Raw genomic sequence first — 18856 nt, forward strand, 5'->3', positions numbered from 1 at the left:
CAGCGACTAAGAATCAATCAATCCTTGTTTGCGGGCCAACTGCTCAAAGCTGTTCCGCACGGCGAGGATCTGTTCGCCGGTCAGCGGCGGGCTTATCAGCAGCAGTCTCTCGGTGGCGATGTGCAGGAATTCTTCGGACGTGAGCACGTCGAAGTAGTCGTCGCCGCCTGCGCTGTCGTCGTCATCTCTGGGGGCGGGCCGGGATGACGGCGCGTCGACCGAGAGGCGGACGTGGGTGGCGAACTTGCCCCGGTCGCCCTCTTCGACTTCGAACGACACCGCAGCGCCGCGTTTCGCGAGGTGCTTTTCTATCTCTAGGTCGTTGGCGTGCAGGAACACGTCATCACCGCCGAAATCTGGGGTGATGAACCCATAACCGCGTACTTCATCGAATCGCACGACTTTCCCGGAAACCCGCACTGAATCCCCCATCGCCCCTAGTCACCCCTGACTAACGGAATGGATGTTACCGCTTGAGGGTGACTGGTCGAATCCCGCGGCAGCCTTCGCTTCCCGGCTATCTGGACTTGCCAATAGGTGCGCGTGAAAGGCGCTTTATTGCAATGTTTTTGGTCACTGGTGGGTTGACGGTTGCCGGGTTGGTTTTCCGCAAAGTCTTGTGGTCGGCTCCGGATGGCAGGCCGGCTCTGGACGGTGGGGTAAGAGCGGGCACCGACAGCCACTAAGCTCGGGTGTCGTGGAATCAGCGTCGCCGCGACCCGTGTTGGTGGTCGATTTCGGTGCACAGTATGCGCAACTGATCGCTCGTCGGATCCGTGAAGCGCGGGTGTTCTCCGAGGTCATCCCGCACACCGCGTCTATAGAAGAGATCAAGGCCCGCAATCCGCTGGCGCTGGTGCTGTCCGGTGGGCCGTCCAGTGTCTACGACGAGGGTGCTCCGCGGCTGGATCCCGCGTTGTTCGACCTCGGTTTGCCGGTGTTCGGTATCTGCTACGGGTTTCAGGCCATGGCGCAGGCGCTCGGCGGAACCGTGGCTCACACCGGCACCAGTGAGTACGGCCGCACAGAGCTGGAAGTCGTTGGTGGCGATCTACATTCGGACCTACCTGCGACCCAGCCGGTCTGGATGAGCCACGGGGACGCGGTCACGGTGGCACCGGAGGGCTTCGAGGTGGTGGCCAGCAGCGCCGGCGCCGCGGTGGCGGCCTTCGAGGCCCGCGAGCGTGGCCTGGCCGGTGTGCAGTACCACCCGGAGGTGATGCACACCCCGCACGGGCAGCAGGTGCTGAGCCGTTTTCTGCACGAGTTCGCCGGGATCGGGGCCGAATGGACGCCGGCCAACATCGCCAACGCGCTGGTCGATCAGGTGCGCGAGCAGATCGACCGGAATGGTCCAGGGCACGCGATCTGCGGGTTGTCCGGCGGCGTGGACTCGGCGGTAGCCGCCGCGCTGGTGCAGCGCGCCATCGGCGACCGGTTGACCTGCGTCTTCGTCGACCATGGGTTGCTGCGGGCCGGCGAGCGAGGACAGGTGGAGCGGGACTTCGTTGCCGCGACGGGCGCCAAGTTGGTCACTGTCGATGTGGCGGACACCTTTCTCGCGGCGCTATCGGGCGTGAGCAACCCCGAGGGCAAACGCAAGATCATCGGTCGCCAGTTCATCCGGGCATTCGAGGGCGCGGTGCGCGACCTTCTAGCCGATGGGCATTCCGGGGGTTCGGACGTCGAGTTCCTGGTGCAGGGCACGCTGTATCCGGATGTGGTGGAATCCGGCGGTGGCAGCGGCACCGCGAACATCAAGAGCCACCACAACGTCGGGGGACTGCCCGACGATCTGAAGTTCAAACTCGTCGAGCCGCTGCGTTTGCTGTTCAAGGACGAGGTGCGTGCGGTCGGGCGGGAGCTGGGCCTGCCGGAGGAAATCGTTGCGCGCCAACCATTTCCGGGGCCGGGCCTGGGCATCCGGATCGTCGGCGAAGTCACTGCCGAGCGATTGGAGACGTTGCGGCACGCGGACTCGATCGCCCGTGAGGAGTTGACCGCGGCGGGCCTGGACAACCAGATCTGGCAATGCCCGGTGGTGTTGTTGGCCGACGTGCGCTCGGTCGGAGTGCAGGGCGACGGGCGCACCTATGGGCACCCGATCGTGCTGCGTCCGGTGTCCAGTGAGGACGCGATGACCGCCGACTGGACCCGGGTGCCCTACGAGGTGCTCGAGCGCATCTCGACCCGGATCACCAATGAGGTCCGCGAGGTCAACCGGGTGGTGCTGGACGTCACGAGTAAGCCGCCGGGGACCATCGAGTGGGAGTAGCTCCGACCTAAGCCCGTAAGCCTGAGACCAGCAGTTCAAGGGCTCACGGAGCTCTCGAGGCTGCGATACGATATCGCGATGATCGGTACGCTTTCGGCTGCTCAGGCAGAGCGTCGCGAATTCTGGGGCGAGCTGTGCCCGGGTTTGTCGATCGAGGCCGGCGGTTTTTCCCGCCCCGCCGCGTTCGGCGAGACCAACCCGCTGATCGCCGACCTGAAGCGCGAAGGCTACGTCCAAGTTCCCGACGCGCTGTCCGCGGCGACCACCGCACCGATCCGTTACGCCATATCAACACTCTTCCAGCGGGGGATTCCGCTGGCGTTCGCGTTCGTCTATGACGAGTTGTGGCTCGCGTTCCAGGGTCTTTCACGCTTCCTGAGCTCTGCGCTCGGCGAGGGTTATCTGGCGCTCCCGGACTTTTGGGTCTGGCATGTCAACCCCAGCGAGAACGCTGTGGGCTGGGGCCCGCACCGCGACCGGTGTATGAAAACCCTGGATGACGACAACTCGCCGCACACGCTGACCGTGTGGATTCCGTTCAGCGACGCCACCCCGCTCAACGGCTGCATGTACATGCTGCCCGCCCACCTCGACGACCGATTCAAGGAACGTCGATGGGACGGGGAGGACAACACCACCGTTTACAAGCCGCAGGACATCCGGGCTCTGCCGGCGACGGCCGGCTCCATGCTCGCCTGGAATCAGGCGGTTCTGCACTGGGGCGGGCGCGGTAGCCGACTGGGTACGGCCCCGCGGATGAGCGCCGCCTTCGAGTTCCAGCGCGCCGATTGCCGTCCGTTCAACAATCCGCTGCTGAATCCCGCTCGGGTGCCGTCGTTCCACGAACGGCTCGGGCTCATCGGCAAGCAGGTTTTGCAGTATCGCCACATGTATCCGCTCAGCGATGAAGTCGCGGACATTGCCACGTCACTGTTCGAGCGGTACATGCCGGGGGTCCCGGTCCCGACGCCATATGCCGTCCCGACGGGCGCCGGCGCCGCTATCTGACGAACTCGCGGTCGCCTGACGCAAGGGTGGCGCGCGCCCAGTCGCCGCCGGCCTCGTCGACGAGTCGGCGGGCCGTGTCGAGGTCATCCTTATCGGCGACCAGGATCAGCGTGTGGTCGTCAGTGGTGACCGATCCGCCCAGCAGCCGTTGGTGTGCAACGGAATTCGCCACGAACGCATCGCGAAAGCGGGCGACGTCGACGCCGGGAACGGTGATGGTGACCGCGTTGGTTCCGGCCGCATTCTCGGGCAGGTAGTGGAAGGTCAGTACCGCTTGTTGGTGGAACTGCTGTCGTAACGCCTCGGCGGCGGAGCGCAATGTGGGTTCGTCGACGACGCAGAGATGAAACTGGCGCGCCCGCTCAGCGGTGGCCTGCTGCAACTCGTCCGACCAGAAGACCCCGTCCAGCAGGGTCGAACCCGTCACGGTCACTCGGTTGAGGGCGAGCGTCGCGTCGGCTTGTAGCTCGAACAGTCGCAGCTCGCCGTCGGTGTCGTCGGTGGCAAACAGTTCCGCCGGGTGGCACGGCGCCGGATCCCCGCCAGCCGGAGCTGCGGTCGAGGTCAGCACACACGCCCCTGCCATGGCGACCACTAGTAGGGAAGCTCGGCGCGTTCGCACAAGGCAGAGTCTCACGCGTCGACACGTGACGTTGACGGACGCTCCATGCGGGCTCGGAGTCGCGTCCGAAGTGATCGCGGCTGTGCTCAGTGACTCGCCGCGGAGTCAACCTGGTCGGGGGAGTAGTCGATGACGGGGAGTGAGTCGCCGTAGACGTCGAGGGTGTGCAGGAAGCGGTGCAGTCCCATCGTCGAGGCGAAGGTGAAGCCGAGTTCGACGATCTGCGCGGCGGTGAAATGCGCACCCAGCCTTCGGTAGAACTCGTCGTCGATCGAACGGTGATCGCTGGACAGGCGGTCCAGGAATTCCACGGCCACTTGCTCCTGCGGCGTCAGCGAGTCGTGCCCCGGAGGGGTTAGAGGCTGGTGGGCCCGAGCGCGTAGGCGCCGGTCTCGGGATGGTGATACCAACCGCTCGCGGCATGGGTGCCGCCGTCGACGTGGATCGTCTGCCCGGTGATGTAGCTGGACATGTCGGACGCGAGAAACACTGCTGCGCCTGCCATCTCGTCGACATGGCCCGCGCGCTCCATCGGAACCGTCAGGCCGAAACGTTTCTCAGAACCCGGGGGTGCGATTTGCATGATGCCTTCGGTCAAGGTGATGTCCGGGGCCAAGGCGTTGACCCGGATGCCGTTTGGGGCGAGTTCGAGGGCCGCGGTCTTGGTGTAGTTGATGACCCCGGCCTTGGCGGCGGCGTAGGTCGCGTAACCCGGTGCGGCGCGGACACCTTCGATGGAAGTGACGCTGATGATGCTGCCCGGCAACTTCTGCTCGACCAAGCCGCGGGCCACCCGTTGGGTGCACAGGTAGACGTGGCGCAGATTGGATTTGTACAGCGCATCCCAGCCGTTCTCGCTGGTTTCGAGAATCCCCGACCAGAAGACTCCGCCGGCGTTGTTCACCAGGATCGAGACGGGTCCGAGTTCGGCGACGGTCTGCGCGAGTGCGGCGTCGACCCCGGCGCTGTCCCGGACATCAGTGTGGATACCCAGCGCGCCGATCTCGTCGGCGGCCGATGCGCACGTTTCGGGATGGCGTTCCCAGATAGCGACCTTGGCGCCGAATGCCTTCAGCCCCGCGGCGATGCCGCGGCCGATGCCGGCGCCACCTCCGGTGACAACTGCTACACGGTCAGTCAGAAGGATGCTTGCTGGATCGAGCGGCATGAGTTAAGCATAAGGTATTTCCAGTTCAGGGTTTACAAGAATTACGGTATATGTTGTATTTGTAACTCAGCGAAGGGTCAGGCCATGCCCAGCACCATCTTCGTCACCGGCGCCACCGGGCAGACCGGCGGCAATGTCTGTGAACAGCTGATCGAACGTGGTGACCACGTCCGCGCGTTGGTTCGCGAGCCGGAGGAGGCTGCCGCGCTGGCCGGAATCGGCGTCGAATTGGTCAAAGGTGACATCAGCGATGCCGACGATGTGCTGCGCGCAGCCAAGGGCGCCGAGGCGGCTGTTCACTGCGCGGCGCTGCTCGGTGGGGCCAGTCAGGACCTCGACGACTTCAAAGCCGTCAACATGGTCGGCACCACCAATGTGCTGGATGCCGCGAAAACCCTTGGTATGCGTCGGGTCGTCGCGCTGAGTACAGCCACGTTCATCAATATGAACACCGGCGTCGACTTCGAAGAAGCCCCGTCCTCGCACATCCGCCGGGTGATCCCTACACGGTTACCAAGCTCGCCGCCTTCCTGGACGCCCACCAGCGCGCCGCCGCGGGTGAAGACGTGTTGACCTGCCATCCCGGCGCGATTTTCGGACCCGGCCTGGTTGCGGCGAGGGCTCTGCACCGCACCAGCTTCAACAGGGTGCTGTTGGCCGGTATGCGCGGAAAGATCAAGCGCTACCTTGCATTTCCGATGACTTGGCTGGCCGGCAGAGATGTCGCGAAGGGTTCGATCGCGGCACTGGACCGCGGGGTAGCCGGTGAGCGTTACCTGTTGATCGGTCAACCGCAGGACACCATCAGCACCGCCGCCGGGATCAATCGGGCTTGCGAGATCGCCGGAATCGAGCACCGCGTCGAAGATCTGGACTACCGGTCCGATCCGGACAAATTGACGGCCGAATTCGGTCCCACCCTGATGGCCATTGCGGCGGCCGCTGCCAAGGACGTTCGCAAGCCCAGGGCGAACGACAACCCGACCACTCGGCGCCTGGGCTATGACCCGATATCGTTCGACGACGGACTGCGCCTGCTGATCCCGTGGCTGCGTGAACTCGGACGACTCGACCCGGTGTCGGCTTGAGTACCGGACTGAAACCAGGAGCTATGGTCGTGCCTGTCGCCGAGCCGCGCCAAACCCGTTCGGATCACGGCGATCTGACCGATCGAATACTCGACGCGGCCCGTCGGCTCGTGCTGCGGACGGGCGCACGTAAGTTGTCGTTGTCGGACGTGGCTGCGGCGGCCGGGGTGTCGCGGCCGACCATTTACCGCTACTTCGTATCCAAAGAAGACCTGATCGATGCGCTGGGAAAACAGGAACGACGGCGGTTCGATGCGGCAATGGAACGTGCTCTGATCGATGTCACCGGAGTCGCGCGACTCGAAGCCGCCCTCGACGTCGTGGCGACATTTGTCGAGGATCAACCGCCCGGGCGTCAGTTGGACCTGGAGCCGGGCTTCGCCCATGAACAGATGGCCCGGGCGCTGCCCATGATCCACGAAAGGCTGCTGGTGGTCTTGGCGAAATGTGCGCGGGAGGGCGGCTTCGATGCGGCGGTGAGCGCCAGTGACCTTGCGGGTGCAATTGCGCGAATCGGATTGAGCCACTACATATTCCCAGATGCCGACCCGGCGGCGGTGCGCCGGCAGATCCGCGCTGCTGCCGGTCTCCCCGCCGGTCGGACGTCCCGTTCAGAACTGCAGTCCAGGAGGACGCGTTGACCACGTCGAAGGTTGTCTTTGATCCGTTTTCTCGTGATTTCTTCGAGGCCCCGTACGCCACCTACCGGCGGATGCGTGACGAGGAGCCCGTCTACTACAGCGAGAAATACGACTTCTATGCGCTGACCCGGCATGTCGACGTTTCGGTTGCGATCAGAGACTTCGAAACATTCTCGTCGTCGCGCGGAATCGATCTCGCGATGGTGCAGTCCGGTAATCCGGTGCCGCCGTTGATGATCATGATGGATCCGCCCGAACACCGCCGGATGCGCAGCCTGGTGAACAAGGTATTCACTCCGCGCGCCGTCGAGCGCCAACGACGGCTGGTCGTCGAACAGATCGATCGATTTCTCGCCGCGGCGGACCCCGAAGAATTCGATGTGGTGCAAGACTTTTCGGCGTTGTTTCCGGTGGAAGTGATCGCCCAGATGCTCGGCGTGCCTGCGGAGCTTCGGCAGCAGGTCCGACTGCTCTTGGACAAGCAGTTGGAGCGGGAGTTCGGAAAAATCGAGATGCCTGAAGAGGGTATCGCGGCCGGCATCGAGACCGGGTTGATGTACTACAACATCATTCAGGAGCGGCACGCCGATCCGCAGGACGACATGATCAGCGATCTGATCGCCGTCGAAGTCGAACGCGACGGGGTGCCGACGAAGCTCGATGACGTCGAGATCGCCGGCTTTGCGTCGATGCTGGGCGGGGCAGGCGCCGAGACGGTGACCAAATTGCTGGGCAATGCCGTGGTCACGTTCGACGAGCATCCCGATCAATGGCAGATGCTGCTCGATGACCGCAGTCGCATACCTGCCGCGGTGGAGGAGTTGCTGCGCTGGGAGGCGCCCGCCCAGTACCTGGTGCGGTACAGCATGAAAGACGTGGAACTGCATGGCGCCACGATTCCGGCCGGAAAGCCGGTCCTGCTGTGCGTGGGTTCGGCAAACCGGGACGAGCGGGCGTTCACTGACGCGGATAGTTTCGACATCAACCGGGACCGCAGCCGGGCGCAGAATCTGGGATTGGGATACGGGGTGCATAGCTGCCTGGGTGCCGCGTTAGCCCGGATGGAGAGTGCCGTCGCCCTGGACAAGCTGCTGGATCACATGCCGCGCTACACGGTCGTGCAGGAGGGGCTCCGGCGGGTGGCCATGACCAATGTCATCGGCTGGAACAACGTGCCGGTGCGGGTGCTGGGCTGAGTGTGCCGGCCCCGAAACCACCCCATTACATACCAGAAACCACACCAGCAACGAGGGCATATAGCAGCCTCTCGCGTTGCTTGACGGTTGTCGGAGGGCCGGTGTTTACTCGACTCAATCGAACATATATTCGAACAGATCGAGTGCCGGGAGGCTGTTATGACCGCGGCTCTGGCTTCCGAACGGGCCTCCGAACGCCCCCGGGAAAATCGCGCTGACCAGATCGAATCGCTGCGCAGGCGGATGGAAGCGATGTCCGGAAGGGTCGCAGCCCCCACCGGGGATCTGCTGCCGGAGACGGACCCCACCATCTTGCCGCGGGGGACGGTAGCGGTGCTGTCGGGGGCACGGTCACTACTGCTGCGCATGGTGGCCACGGTGACGGCGGAAGGAGGCAATGTCGCCATCGTCGGCCACCCGGATATCGGGTTGCTGGCTGCCGTGGAAATGGGGGCCGATCTGAGTCGGCTCGCGGTGATACCGGATCCCGGAAGCGATCCGATGGAAGTGGCCGCGGTGCTCATTGACGGCATGGATCTGGTGGTACTCGGCCTGGGTGGGCGTCGGGTGACGCGGACACGGGCGCGGGTCGTGGTTGCCCGTGCCCGTCAAAAGGGTTGCACCGTGCTGGTCACCGACGGCGACTGGGAAGGGGCGTCGACGCGATTGGAAGCCCGGGTCTGTGGCTACGAGATAAGTGCGGGAAGTCGTCCTGGGTTCGGGCGCATCAGCGAGGTTCGGCTTCAGGTCAGCGGGTGCGGCCGGCAGGTCGGCCGAATTCATACTGGTTGACCCTGATGGCTTCTTCCCCCGGCTCTTCTCGGGTTTTGGCGATCTGGTGCATGGATTGGCCTGCGGTCGCGGCGGCGGCCGCCACGGGCCTGTCCGGAACGGACCCGGTCGCGGTCACTGTGGCGAACCGGGTGATCGCATGCTCGGCGACGGCTCGCGCGGCCGGCGTGCGGCGCGGGTTGCGGCGCCGGGAGGCCGCGGCCAGGTGCCCGCAACTACACATCGCGGCTGCTGATGCAGATCGCGACGCCCGCTACTTCGAAGGGGTGATCGCTGCGGTGGAAGATTTGGTCCCCCGCGTCGAGGTGCTGCGGCCCGGGCTTGTGGTGCTGCAGGTGCGCGGGGCGGCCAGGTTTTTCGGGTCCGAGCAGGAGGCCGCTGAGCGGTTGATCGACGCGGTGGCCGCGGCGGGTGCGGAGTGTCAGGCCGGGATCGCCGACGGGTTGTCCACCGCGGTCTTCGCCGCGCGTGCGGGGCGCGTCGTGGAGCCGGGTCAGGACGCGCGGTTCTTGTCGGTGCTGTCGATCCGTCAGCTCGCCACCGAGCCGAGCCTGTCCGGTCCTGGGCGTACTGAGCTGACGGATCTGTTGTGGCGGATGGGGATTCGCACCCTGGGGCAGTTCGCCGCGCTGTCTCGCACCGACGTCGCATCCCGATTCGGAACCGACGCGGTTGCCGCACACCGATTTGCCCGCGGCGAGCCGGACCGTGGACCCTCCGGGCGTGAGCCGCCGTCGGAACTTGACGCCGTGCTGGACTGCGATCCACCGATCGACCGGGTCGATGCCGCGGCCTTCGCCGGACGCTCGCTGGCTGCCACGCTGCATCAGGCGCTGCTGGCCGCCGGGGTGGGATGCACCCGACTTGCCATTCACGCAGTCACCGCCACCGGCGAAGAGCTGAGCCGAGTGTGGCGGTGTGCCGAGCCGTTGACCGAGGACGCCACCGCCGACCGGGTGCGCTGGCAACTGGACGGGTGGTTGAGCCATCGGATCGCGCGTGGTCGACCGCTGGATGCGCCGGTCACGCTGTTGCGGTTGCAGGCCGTCGAGGTGGTCTCGGCCGAAGCGCTGCAGTTGCCGCTATGGGGTGGTCTCGGCGAGGAAGACAGGCTTCGAGCCCGACGAGCGCTGGTACGGGTTCAGGGCCTGCTCGGTCCGGAGGCCGTGCAGGTACCGGTGCTGTCCGGTGGCCGCGGGCCCGCCGAGCGCATCACATTGACCCCGCTGGGTGACGAGCCGATTCCGCAGTTCGACCCAACTGCGCCCTGGCCTGGCCAACTGCCTGAGCCGTCGCCGTCGGTGCTGGTCGATGACCCGGTGGAACTGCTCGATGCGCAAGGCAATCCGATCCGGGTGACCAGTCGGGGGATGTTCTCCGCCGACCCGGTGCGACTGACCGTTCCCGGTAGATGGGGAGGCCGCGACGACGAATTGCGCTGGTGGGCCGGACCATGGCCCGTGGATGAGCGGTGGTGGGATCCGGAAGCGGCGGCCGGCGCTCGCGTGGCTCGTGCCCAGGTGCTGTTGGAGAGCGAGCGCGCTTTGTTGCTGTGCTACCGGCAGAGGAGGTGGTATCTCGAGGGGATTTACGAGTGACAGAAAGGAGGAGGCAGTTGTTGCCGCGCTGTTAGCCGCCGGTGCCGGTTGAACGGGTCTTACGGCGGTTCAAGAAGTCAGACCAGGAGACGACCTCGGGGTGCTCTTTGAGCAGGGCCCGGCGCTGCCGTTCGGTCATTCCGCCCCAGACGCCGAACTCCACGCGGTTGTCGAGCGCGTCGGCCGCGCACGGTTGCATGACGGGGCAGTGGCGGCAGATGCTCGCGGCCTGCCGCTGCGCGGCACCCTTGACGAAGAGTTGGTCGGGGTCCTGGGTCCTGCAGAGGGCCTGGGCCACCCACGCCCGGTCGCCTTCTTCCTCTGCCGGCTGCACATTGCTTACAGCGACGAGGTTGGTCCGCCGAGTGGTCGAGCGTGATAATGACACGAATTGTCCCCTTCTTGTCCGGCCGCCATCCTACGGCCGCGCCCCCGGTTACTGTCGCCTTGGTGCCTCGTCGCGCCAAAAGTGATCTGAATCTCTCAGTTCATTCTAAGGTAGGCAATGGGGTGCCCATTGTGCAAATTAAAAACTAATTTTTTTGGCACATGAGTGCCATCCCTCGCCGGATCGTACTGGTCAGGGCCATGCTTTCTCCGTTTTCGTCATACCGAACGCAACACATAGCCAGATTCCGAAGCAATCTCACCGCGTCGGCGGGCTCAACGGGCTTGAGCTGACGAGTCGGCTGTAGTAAAAACTTCGTCCGCCGCCGCCCGAACGTTACGGACAGAACGGTGGAATCGGGCAGATGTTGGTGCCCACCGGCCACGGTGGCGGCCCGGGCGGATTGTCCCCGTCCCAGATGTTGTGCGCCACGTTGCCTTGCCCGGAGTAGACGTAGTAGTAGGTGTGGCAGATATTCCAGTCCCACACCACCGGATACACCCGAAGATTGCCGGTCTGCGGCTGCGGGTCGCCCGGACACCAGTGGCACGGACCCTCTGGGTGGTTCTCCGGACAGCCCGGCCAGGCGTTCAGTGGCACCGGAACGACCGGCTTGGCCTGGGCAACGTCCGCATCTGCCGCTGTGGCGACACTGCCTAGCAGCAAGACCGTGGCTGCCCAGCCCACGACTAGTTTTCTCATTTTGATTCGCCGTCCTTCGTCGCTTGGCGTAAGTCGACGCTAGGGTCGGGCTCTTGCGAAATTCTTGCGTGCGGCCGGCGGCCAACCGGACCACGAGCGGGTTCATTGTCAATGTAGTTGACATTTACTGTCTAAACCCTTGACGCGCCATGTATAGATTTCATCGAATTTGAAATTACGCGCCGACTTGTAAAGCCCATCCACAATGTCCACGAGCCGAAGTATTATCCGCATTAATGACCATGCCTTCATGCCTCGAATCCGGTGTTTTCATCGGAGCATGATCAAGTGTCATCCGTGAAATCAGCTGTGCTGCAGGTACATACGAGATGGCTGTCGTCGGGCATCGATGGAAACTGACCATTCTGACGCCGGAATGCGGCACGCCGCAGGTACCTTACGCGAAGGCAAATTCTTTGGTGCGTTTGACTTCGAGACGTGCGCCGGAGTTATTATGTGGTTCCTGCTCGAATGTGGCAGTAAATGGGCGCTCAGCGGGAATCGGAATGGACTGAAGGCATGGCGCATGTTTCATCTGGACGTGGCTTTTGGGCCAATCATGCGCGGTTTCGCCCACCGAGGCCCCGGCGGTGGATATGAATCGACCCGCTAACCCGAACATCCGTCATCAGCTGCTCTTGGCCGGCTTGCAGCTCATCCGCCGGCGCGGCGTCGAAGCGACCGGTGTGAAAGACGTCGCGGGATATGCCGGTGTCCCGAAAGGCTCGTTCTACAGCTATTTCCCCAGCAAGGACGAGTTCGTGATCGATGTGCTCGAGTACTACTGGGTTGAGCTGCAACGCGACGTTGGACGTCTGCTGGAGGAGAAACGCTCCCCGTTGGAGCGGTTCAGGGCGTACTTTCGCGCAATTGCGGAAACTCACCAGCGCGATGAGTTCATCCTGAGCTGCCTGATCGGAAACCTCGGATTAGAGGTATCCGGGCAGAACAAGCGGGTGACCCGGCGTTTGCGCGCGATTCTGCAGCTGTGGGAATCGCAACTCGCCGATGCGCTCAGCCAGTCGCACCAGGCCGAGCGTTGCGAGGTGCCCGCACTGATCATCGAAGCGTGGGAGGGCGCGATCCTGCGGTCCAAGATCGACGGCACCGGCAGTCCCTACACGCGGTTCGAGGCGGTAACCCTTCCGCTGCTCACCTCTCTTTGCGAGGTGCGCTGCACGCCGAACGGGTGACCTGATCGAGCACTACGCTTGCTCAATGCCGGACGATATGAAGCCGCATTTCGAGGAAATACAGGCTCACTACGACCTGTCCGACGATTTCTTCCGGCTGTTTCTGGACCCCACCCAGACCTACAGTTGCGCGTACTTCGAGCGCGACGACATGACGCTCGAGGAGGCGCAGCTCGCCAAGATCGATCTCGCGCTGGGCAAACTCGGACTGCAGCCGGGCATGACTCTGCTCGACGTCGGCTGTGGTTGGGGTGCCACGCTGATGCGGGCGGTGGACAGGTACGACGTGAATGTCGTCGGCCTGACTTTAAGCCAGAACCAGGCCAACCACGTCGAGCAACTGATCGCGAAATCCGACAGCCCACGTACCAAAAGGGTTCTGCTGCAGGGCTGGGAGCAGTTTGACGAGCCGGTCGACCGGATCGTCAGCATCGGGGCGTTCGAGCATTTCGGGCATGAACGTTACGACGCGTTCTTCACCCTCGCGCACCGTCTGCTGCCCGATGACGGAATCATGTTGCTGCACAGCATTACCGGGCTGCACCCGTTGGAGATGAAAGCGCGCGGTATTCCGCTGACCTTCGAATTCGCCCGGTTCGTCAAATTCATTGTCACCGAGATCTTTCCGGGTGGGCGGCTGCCGTCGATACCGATGGTGGAGGAGCGGGCCACCGCGAACGGCTTCAACATCACACGCGTGCAGTCACTGCAACCGCACTACGCGAAAACTCTCGACATCTGGTCTGCCGCTTTGGGAGCCCACAAAGACGAGGCCATCGCGCTGCAATCCGAGGAAGTGTACGAGCGGTACATGAAGTACCTGACCGGCTGCGCCAAGATGTTCCGCATCGGCTATATCGATGTCAACCAGTTCACCTGCGAGAAGTAACCGCGCCTGCTCGATGGCGGGGCCCCGTTCTACCAGTGCACACCGGGCACCAGTCGGACCAACCGTCTGACCGGCCGGGGCACACCAACCCGGCTCACCGCCCGCGCCGGGCGCTTCGGCCGACGGGGTGTCGGCGCGCGCTCGGCAGGTGGAGCGCTGGAGGCCGTGATCCCTTGTGCGGCGGCTGAATCAGGGTAGCCAAGATACAGCTGATGCAGGACCCGGCGGGATATGCCGGGCGCGAAGTAGTTGCCGGCTTCGGCGAGAGTGCCCATCGGGGTGTCGATACGGACCGGCTTCTCCACCAGCCCCCGGACCACCATCGCCGCCGCGCGTTCGGGACTGATGGCAGGCACCGGGTTGAGCCGCTTCGAGGGAGCGATCATCGGTGTAGCAACCAGCGGCATGTGGATGTTGGTGAAAGTGATGTGGTCGGAGAGTGTCTCGGAGGAGACGACATCGGAAAACGCATCCAGTGCAGCTTTGGTGGGCAGATAGGAACTGTACTTCGGGTTGCGGGCCAGCACCCCGGCGCTGGACACGTTGACGACGTGACCGAATCTGCGTTCCCGCCAGTGCGGTAGCAACGCCAGTACCATCCGTACCGCGCCGAAGTAGTTGACCGCCATCACGCGTTCGTAGTCATGCAGGCGATCGGTGGAGTTGACTACCGAGCGTCGGATCGACCGGCCCGCGTTGTTCACCAGGTAGTCGACGTGATCAAAGCGGCCCAGGATGTCTTTGACGGTGTGCTCCACGGACGCGGAGTCGGTGACGTCGCAGGTGAAGGCGTAGGCCTTGCCGCCGGCGGCCCGGATGTCGGCGACCAGTTGGTCCAGGGCGTCGCCGTTACGGGCCAGCGCGAAAACCGTCGCGCCGCGTTCGGCGACGGCGATGGCCGAAGCCCGGCCGATTCCACTGGATGCGCCGGTGATGATCACGTGCCGGCCCACCAGCGCACCTTGCGGATCGTCGCGTCGAGCGCGGTCGGGATCCAGGTGTTCGGCCCAGTACCGCCACAACTTGGGCGCGTACGTCGCGAACTCGGGCACTTGAATTCCGGTGCTCTGCAACGCTTTTTGGGTCTCTTCGCTCACGAAGGTGGGGGCCAGGTCGACGACGTCGAGCACCTCGGCGGGAATCCCGAGTTGGGTGGCAGCCATGTTGCGCAGCACCTTGGCGCGTCCGCCGACCTTGAGCACCGAGGTACCCACCGAGCGGGGCAGCGACCCGCGCAAGGGTGGCAAGCCGGCCGCCTTCGCCACCCCGCGATAGATGCCGCGCAGTCCGACGGTCTTGGGCGAGGTCAGGTGGAATGCCTGGCCGTCGCGGCCGTCGGCGTGCAGGAGCGCCACGAGTGCGTCCGCCACGTAGTCGACCGGAACGATATTGGTGCGGGCGGTGTCGGGCAGCAGCATCGGCGTGAGCGACGGCAGCGCGGCGAGCTTGCGCAGCACACCGAAGAAGTAATAGGGGCCGTCGATCTTATCCATCTCGCCGGTGCGCGAGTCACCCACCACTACCGCCGGGCGGTACACCCGATACCGCAGCCCGGGAGTGTCGCGCACCAGAGCTTCGGCCTCGAACTTGGTCTGGTGATACGGCGACGGCAACTGTTGGCCGACGTCGAAGTCGTCCTCGGTGTACTCGCCGCGGAAATCGCCGGCGACGGCGATCGACGACACGTGGTGAAAAGTCGCGTCAAGCTTTTGGGCCAGCGCGATGACTGCGCGGGTGCCCTCCACATTGGCGGCACGCTGTTCGGCCTCGGCGACGGTGACGTCGTAGATCGCGGCGCAGTGCACCAGATGGTCGACATCGCCGAGTTCAGCGATGACCTGCTCGGTCAGATTCAGCTCCGGCAGTTCGCCTACCAGGGGTTTTGCCCGGTCACCCCAGTCGAGGGCGAGGCGCTCGAAGCGGCCCAGCGACTGGCGCCGAACCAGCACCCACACCTGCGCATCGGGCTGGGAGTCCAACAAACGAGACACGATTCGGCGGCCAATAAACCCGGTACCGCCGGTAACGACATACCGCATGTAGCCCATCGTGGCCCGCCCGCGCGGGCCCCGTCAACCACTGTGAGCAGTCAGACAAATCTGCAGCTTGATGGTGCCGAGTTGAGCGAGCGGTGTGAGCAGCACGCTCAGGTGAAGCTCTTGACGCCGTCCCACTCGACCAGCGACCAACCGGTCACCGGATTTCCCTTGATGACCACGCGGCCGACGTTGGGCAGCGGATGGCTGTTCAGCAGGGTGAGCTTGCCGTTCTGGGCGTTCATCAGCGTCCAGACCATGATCGCGGTGCCCTGGGAGAAGATGACCGGCTTGTTCTTGCCGCTGTCGTAAACCTTGCGGATGGCAGTGGTGAACTGAGAGTTGAAATCGGCACCGCTCACCGAGCCCGGGATGCTGGTGTCGATGTCGCCGTCCACCCAGCGCACCGGCGCCAGCATGTAGGTCGAGCTAGCCATCGACTCGGGCTTGCCGTTGTACCAACCGGCGTTGAGGGACTGCACGCCCGCGAGGACCTCGACCTGGCGGCCCACCTCGGTGGCCAATGGCCCGGCGGTTTGCTGGTCGGCAGCCATGGGGGAGGAGTAGATGGCGTCGAAGTCGCCGCGTCCACCCGAATGGGCGAGCTGCTGCGCCTGGTTCTTTCCGTCGGTGGTGAGGCTCGGACCCGGCACCGCTGTGTCGATGATCCCGTCGGCGTTGGCTTGAGACTGCGCATTCCGGATAAAGGTCACGGTGATGCTGCGTGCGTCGGGGCTACTACCGCCGCAAGCGCTCAGTAGTGCCGCCGCGAGGAGCACGGCCGAGCCTGTAAAGGCCTTCCAAGTCATGGTTCGCTTCGCCATGGCGATAGCCTGCCCTGCCGACACCGTCGGAGGGAAGAGTTTGCGATGGTTAACTGCAGAAAAGATACGAACATCTCAATCGTGAGGAGACGCATATGGCGATTGACCCGAGTGCCGTAGGTGCCGTTACTGAGCCCCAGTTGTTCGAGTGGACCGACCGGGACACGTTGCTCTATGCGCTCGGCGTCGGCGCCGGACTCGAGGATCTGGCGTTCACCACCGAGAACAGCCATGAAATTCCGCAGCAGGTGCTGCCGACCTACGCGGTGATCTGCTGCCCGGCGTTCGGGGCGGCGGGCAAAGTCGGGAGTTTCAACTGGGCGATGCTGCTGCACGGCTCGCAGACCGTTCGGCTGCACGCGCCGCTGCCGGCAGCGGGAAAGCTGTCAGTGTCCTCCGAAGTCGTCGACATTCAAGACAAGGGCGAGGGCAAGAACGCGATTTTGATGCTGCGCGGTCTGGGCAAGGATCCCGACACCGGAACGCTGATCGCCGAGACGCTCACTAACCTCGTCATCCGCGGCGAAGGTGGCTTCGGTGGCGAAAAGGGGGAGCGGGCCGCGGCACCGGAGTTCCCCGACCGTGAGCCCGATGCCCGCATCGAATTGCCCACCCGCGAGGACCAGGCACTGATCTATCGGCTGTCCGGTGACCGCAATCCGTTGCACAGTGATCCGTGGTTTGCCACGAACCTGGCCGGGTTTCCCAGGCCGATCCTGCACGGCCTGTGCACCTATGGGGTCTCCGGGCGTGCGTTGGTTGCCGAGTTGGGCGGCGGTGTTGCCGCCAACGTCACCTCGATCGCGGCCCGGTTCACCAAACCGGTGTTCCCGGGCGAGACGCTCTCGACGCTGATCTGGCGGACCGAGCCCGGCAAAGCGCTGTTCCGGACTGAGGCTTCCGGGGCCGAGGGTCAGGGGCCGCGGTTGGTGCTCGACGACGGTGAGGTCGAGTACGTCCAGTCTTGATCGTCGTTGGTCCGGTAGTAGTGCACGTAGGCGGCTGCCGGCACCACGACGAAGGTGAGCACGATCAAGACGATCGAGAAGTAGTTGGCGTCGCCGTGCGCCGTGAAGATAAGCGTGCGGTAGTCGAAGGACACCGCGAGCGCGGCAGAGATCAGCACGGCAGCCACCGGTAACACTTTGTCGGTGAACGTGTTTCGCTTCACGGCGGCGTGTTTTCCGGATTGGTCCCGCGCCAGTGCGATAAGTGCGATCGGAACGATGATGAACTGGATGAACCGGGCGATGACGGCCAGTCCGGTGAGGCTCTCGATGTCGAACCGCAGGGCCAGGGGAAACGCCAGGGCCAAAGTCGCGGTGATAGCGAAAGCGACTATGGGGACACCGAATCGGTTCTTCTGCGACAGGCGCGCCGGCAAGGTCTTGGTGTCCGAAAGTGCGGTCCATAGCCGCGGGGCGCCGAAGGATGCGGCGACGTTAATGCCGAACATCGAGACCAGCGCTCCCAGGACGATGACGGTTCGGAAGGCGTTGTTGTCGATCGCCGCAGCCAGTTTCACAGTGTCGCCGGATTTGACGACCTTGTCCGACCCCAGCAACATCGCCACCACGACGGCAAGCACGTAGACGGTGCCTACGCCGAGAATCGCCAACGGTATGGCGCGCGGCAGGTTTCGGTCCGGATCCTGCATCTCCTCGGCGGCATTGGCGATCGATTCAAATCCGGTGAACGCGTACAGGGCCGCCATGACGGCAAGGACCAACCCCGAGAGAGCGCTCTGCCCGATCTCAATGAAGCCGAAAAGTGCGTAGGGGGCCGGATGAAAAACCTCCGCCGAAGCCGACACTGAATATTTGTTGACGTGCCCGGTGGCGACGATCCAGAGTCCGCCGACGATGAAAAGGGAGAGCGCGAACATCTTTCCCACGGTTGAGATTCCGTTGGCCCACTCGATGACCCGGTTGCCGAATATGTTGACGATCAACAGGACCGCGATGAAGAGCAGGAACGTCAGCGTCTTTACGCTGAAAAGCTCGCTGTCGTTGGCGTAATTCCGTTGTGGGAAAAGCACCTTGAGGAGCGTTGCGACGAACAGCGATGCCAGAACTCCCCACGCGATGGACGCGACGATGGCGTGCGTGACGCCGACATAAATTCCGATCCGCTGACCGAACGCGGCCGTTGTATAGGCATACGAGGCGCCGTTGGTTTTGACGTATCTTGCCGCCGTCGCGAAGACGAGCGCCATGATTCCGGCGAAGACGCCGGCCAGAATGTAGGCGACTGGCGCTAGGGGACCCGCGAGCTTGATGACCGCACCGGGCGTCAGGAATATACCTGCGCCGATGACCGCATTGATTCCGAGCATGACGATGCTCCAGAAGCCAAGCTTGCTGATAGCGCGCACTCCTATCCGCTCGGGTTCAGGCGCCCAAACTTCAAGACTGGCACAGCCGTCGTTCCAGGCCC

Annotated in this window: 20 protein-coding genes; 11 read left to right on the forward strand and 9 right to left on the reverse strand. The window is 64.1% G+C overall.

What is annotated here, in order from left to right:
* Positions 1-6: 6 nt before the first annotated feature.
* Complete coding sequence (locus ACZY1I_RS02365) at positions 7-432, reverse strand: cold-shock protein (protein ID WP_463752662.1); 426 nt, start codon at positions 430-432, stop codon at positions 7-9.
* Positions 433-697: 265 nt separating this feature from the next.
* Here ACZY1I_RS02365 and guaA point away from each other — a divergent pair, with 265 nt between their 5' ends.
* Positions 698-2275 carry a glutamine-hydrolyzing GMP synthase gene (gene guaA / locus ACZY1I_RS02370; RefSeq protein WP_463752663.1) on the forward strand — a complete coding sequence of 526 codons (1578 nt, stop codon included), beginning with the start codon at positions 698-700 and terminating at the stop codon, positions 2273-2275.
* A gap of 78 nt (positions 2276-2353) precedes the next feature.
* Complete coding sequence (locus ACZY1I_RS02375) at positions 2354-3283, forward strand: phytanoyl-CoA dioxygenase family protein (RefSeq protein ID WP_463752664.1); 930 nt, start codon at positions 2354-2356, stop codon at positions 3281-3283.
* Here ACZY1I_RS02375 and ACZY1I_RS02380 read toward each other — a convergent pair.
* From ACZY1I_RS02380 to ACZY1I_RS02390, 3 genes are all read right to left on the reverse strand, one after another.
* Positions 3276-3869, reverse strand: coding sequence for a hypothetical protein (locus ACZY1I_RS02380; RefSeq protein ID WP_463752665.1), 594 nt, complete (start codon positions 3867-3869; stop codon positions 3276-3278). The two genes, ACZY1I_RS02375 and ACZY1I_RS02380, sit on opposite strands and share 8 nt — an antisense overlap.
* Before the next feature lie 122 nt (positions 3870-3991).
* Entirely contained in the window at positions 3992-4222 is a 231-nt protein-coding gene (locus tag ACZY1I_RS02385; protein WP_463752666.1) for a carboxymuconolactone decarboxylase family protein, read from the reverse strand.
* A 38-nt stretch (positions 4223-4260) separates the two neighbouring features.
* Positions 4261-5073: an SDR family NAD(P)-dependent oxidoreductase gene (locus ACZY1I_RS02390; protein WP_463752667.1), complete on the reverse strand. Its 813-nt coding sequence runs from the start codon at positions 5071-5073 to the stop codon at positions 4261-4263.
* Positions 5074-5157: 84 nt separating this feature from the next.
* On the opposite strand from ACZY1I_RS02390, the gene ACZY1I_RS02395 reads away from it, so the two are divergent.
* From ACZY1I_RS02395 to ACZY1I_RS02420, 6 genes are all read left to right on the forward strand, one after another.
* Positions 5158-5646 carry an NAD(P)H-binding protein gene (locus ACZY1I_RS02395; protein ID WP_463752668.1) on the forward strand — a complete coding sequence of 163 codons (489 nt, stop codon included), beginning with the start codon at positions 5158-5160 and terminating at the stop codon, positions 5644-5646.
* The gene (locus ACZY1I_RS02400; RefSeq protein ID WP_463752669.1) at positions 5640-6161 is read left to right on the forward strand and encodes an NAD-dependent epimerase/dehydratase family protein; all 522 of its coding nucleotides are present in this window, start codon (positions 5640-5642) and stop codon (positions 6159-6161) included. The genes ACZY1I_RS02395 and ACZY1I_RS02400 overlap by 7 nt, the downstream gene beginning before the upstream one ends.
* A gap of 23 nt (positions 6162-6184) precedes the next feature.
* Positions 6185-6802 carry a TetR/AcrR family transcriptional regulator gene (locus ACZY1I_RS02405; RefSeq protein ID WP_463752670.1) on the forward strand — a complete coding sequence of 206 codons (618 nt, stop codon included), beginning with the start codon at positions 6185-6187 and terminating at the stop codon, positions 6800-6802.
* Entirely contained in the window at positions 6799-7998 is a 1200-nt protein-coding gene (locus tag ACZY1I_RS02410) for a cytochrome P450 (protein WP_463752671.1), read from the forward strand. Before ACZY1I_RS02405 ends, ACZY1I_RS02410 begins: the two co-directional genes overlap by 4 nt.
* A 159-nt stretch (positions 7999-8157) precedes the next feature.
* Positions 8158-8790 (forward strand): hypothetical protein, encoded by a 633-nt coding sequence (locus ACZY1I_RS02415; protein WP_463752672.1) that lies wholly within the window; start codon positions 8158-8160, stop codon positions 8788-8790.
* A gap of 5 nt (positions 8791-8795) precedes the next feature.
* Complete coding sequence (locus tag ACZY1I_RS02420; RefSeq protein ID WP_463752673.1) at positions 8796-10388, forward strand: DNA polymerase Y family protein; 1593 nt, start codon at positions 8796-8798, stop codon at positions 10386-10388.
* A 31-nt stretch (positions 10389-10419) separates the two neighbouring features.
* Here ACZY1I_RS02420 and ACZY1I_RS02425 read toward each other — a convergent pair whose 3' ends face one another.
* Together ACZY1I_RS02425 and ACZY1I_RS02430 are read right to left on the reverse strand one after the other, a co-directional pair.
* Positions 10420-10722 (reverse strand): WhiB family transcriptional regulator, encoded by a 303-nt coding sequence (locus tag ACZY1I_RS02425; RefSeq protein ID WP_463753471.1) that lies wholly within the window; start codon positions 10720-10722, stop codon positions 10420-10422.
* 390 nt (positions 10723-11112) lie between these two features.
* Entirely contained in the window at positions 11113-11478 is a 366-nt protein-coding gene (locus ACZY1I_RS02430) for a hypothetical protein (RefSeq protein WP_463752674.1), read from the reverse strand.
* A gap of 596 nt (positions 11479-12074) precedes the next feature.
* Between ACZY1I_RS02430 and ACZY1I_RS02435 the strand changes: the two genes are divergently transcribed.
* Together ACZY1I_RS02435 and cmaA1 are read left to right on the forward strand one after the other, a co-directional pair.
* Positions 12075-12671, forward strand: coding sequence for a TetR/AcrR family transcriptional regulator (locus ACZY1I_RS02435; protein ID WP_463752675.1), 597 nt, complete (start codon positions 12075-12077; stop codon positions 12669-12671).
* 25 nt (positions 12672-12696) lie between these two features.
* Positions 12697-13560, forward strand: coding sequence for a cyclopropane mycolic acid synthase CmaA1 (cmaA1, locus tag ACZY1I_RS02440; RefSeq protein ID WP_463752676.1), 864 nt, complete (start codon positions 12697-12699; stop codon positions 13558-13560).
* A gap of 29 nt (positions 13561-13589) precedes the next feature.
* On the opposite strand, the gene ACZY1I_RS02445 is transcribed toward cmaA1, so the two are convergent.
* Complete coding sequence (locus ACZY1I_RS02445) at positions 13590-15599, reverse strand: SDR family oxidoreductase (RefSeq protein WP_463752677.1); 2010 nt, start codon at positions 15597-15599, stop codon at positions 13590-13592.
* Between the two features lie 107 nt (positions 15600-15706).
* The gene (locus ACZY1I_RS02450; RefSeq protein ID WP_463752678.1) at positions 15707-16420 is read right to left on the reverse strand and encodes a histidine phosphatase family protein; all 714 of its coding nucleotides are present in this window, start codon (positions 16418-16420) and stop codon (positions 15707-15709) included.
* 95 nt (positions 16421-16515) lie between these two features.
* Here ACZY1I_RS02450 and ACZY1I_RS02455 point away from each other — a divergent pair, with 95 nt between their 5' ends.
* On the forward strand, positions 16516-17388 hold the full coding sequence (locus ACZY1I_RS02455; RefSeq protein ID WP_463752679.1) for a MaoC/PaaZ C-terminal domain-containing protein: 873 nt from the start codon (positions 16516-16518) through the stop codon (positions 17386-17388).
* Here ACZY1I_RS02455 and ACZY1I_RS02460 read toward each other — a convergent pair.
* Positions 17334-18794: an APC family permease gene (locus tag ACZY1I_RS02460; protein WP_463752680.1), complete on the reverse strand. Its 1461-nt coding sequence runs from the start codon at positions 18792-18794 to the stop codon at positions 17334-17336. The two genes, ACZY1I_RS02455 and ACZY1I_RS02460, sit on opposite strands and share 55 nt — an antisense overlap.
* Positions 18795-18856: the final 62 nt, after the last annotated feature.

Source organism: Mycobacterium sp. IDUB_37 (assembly GCF_055419245.1).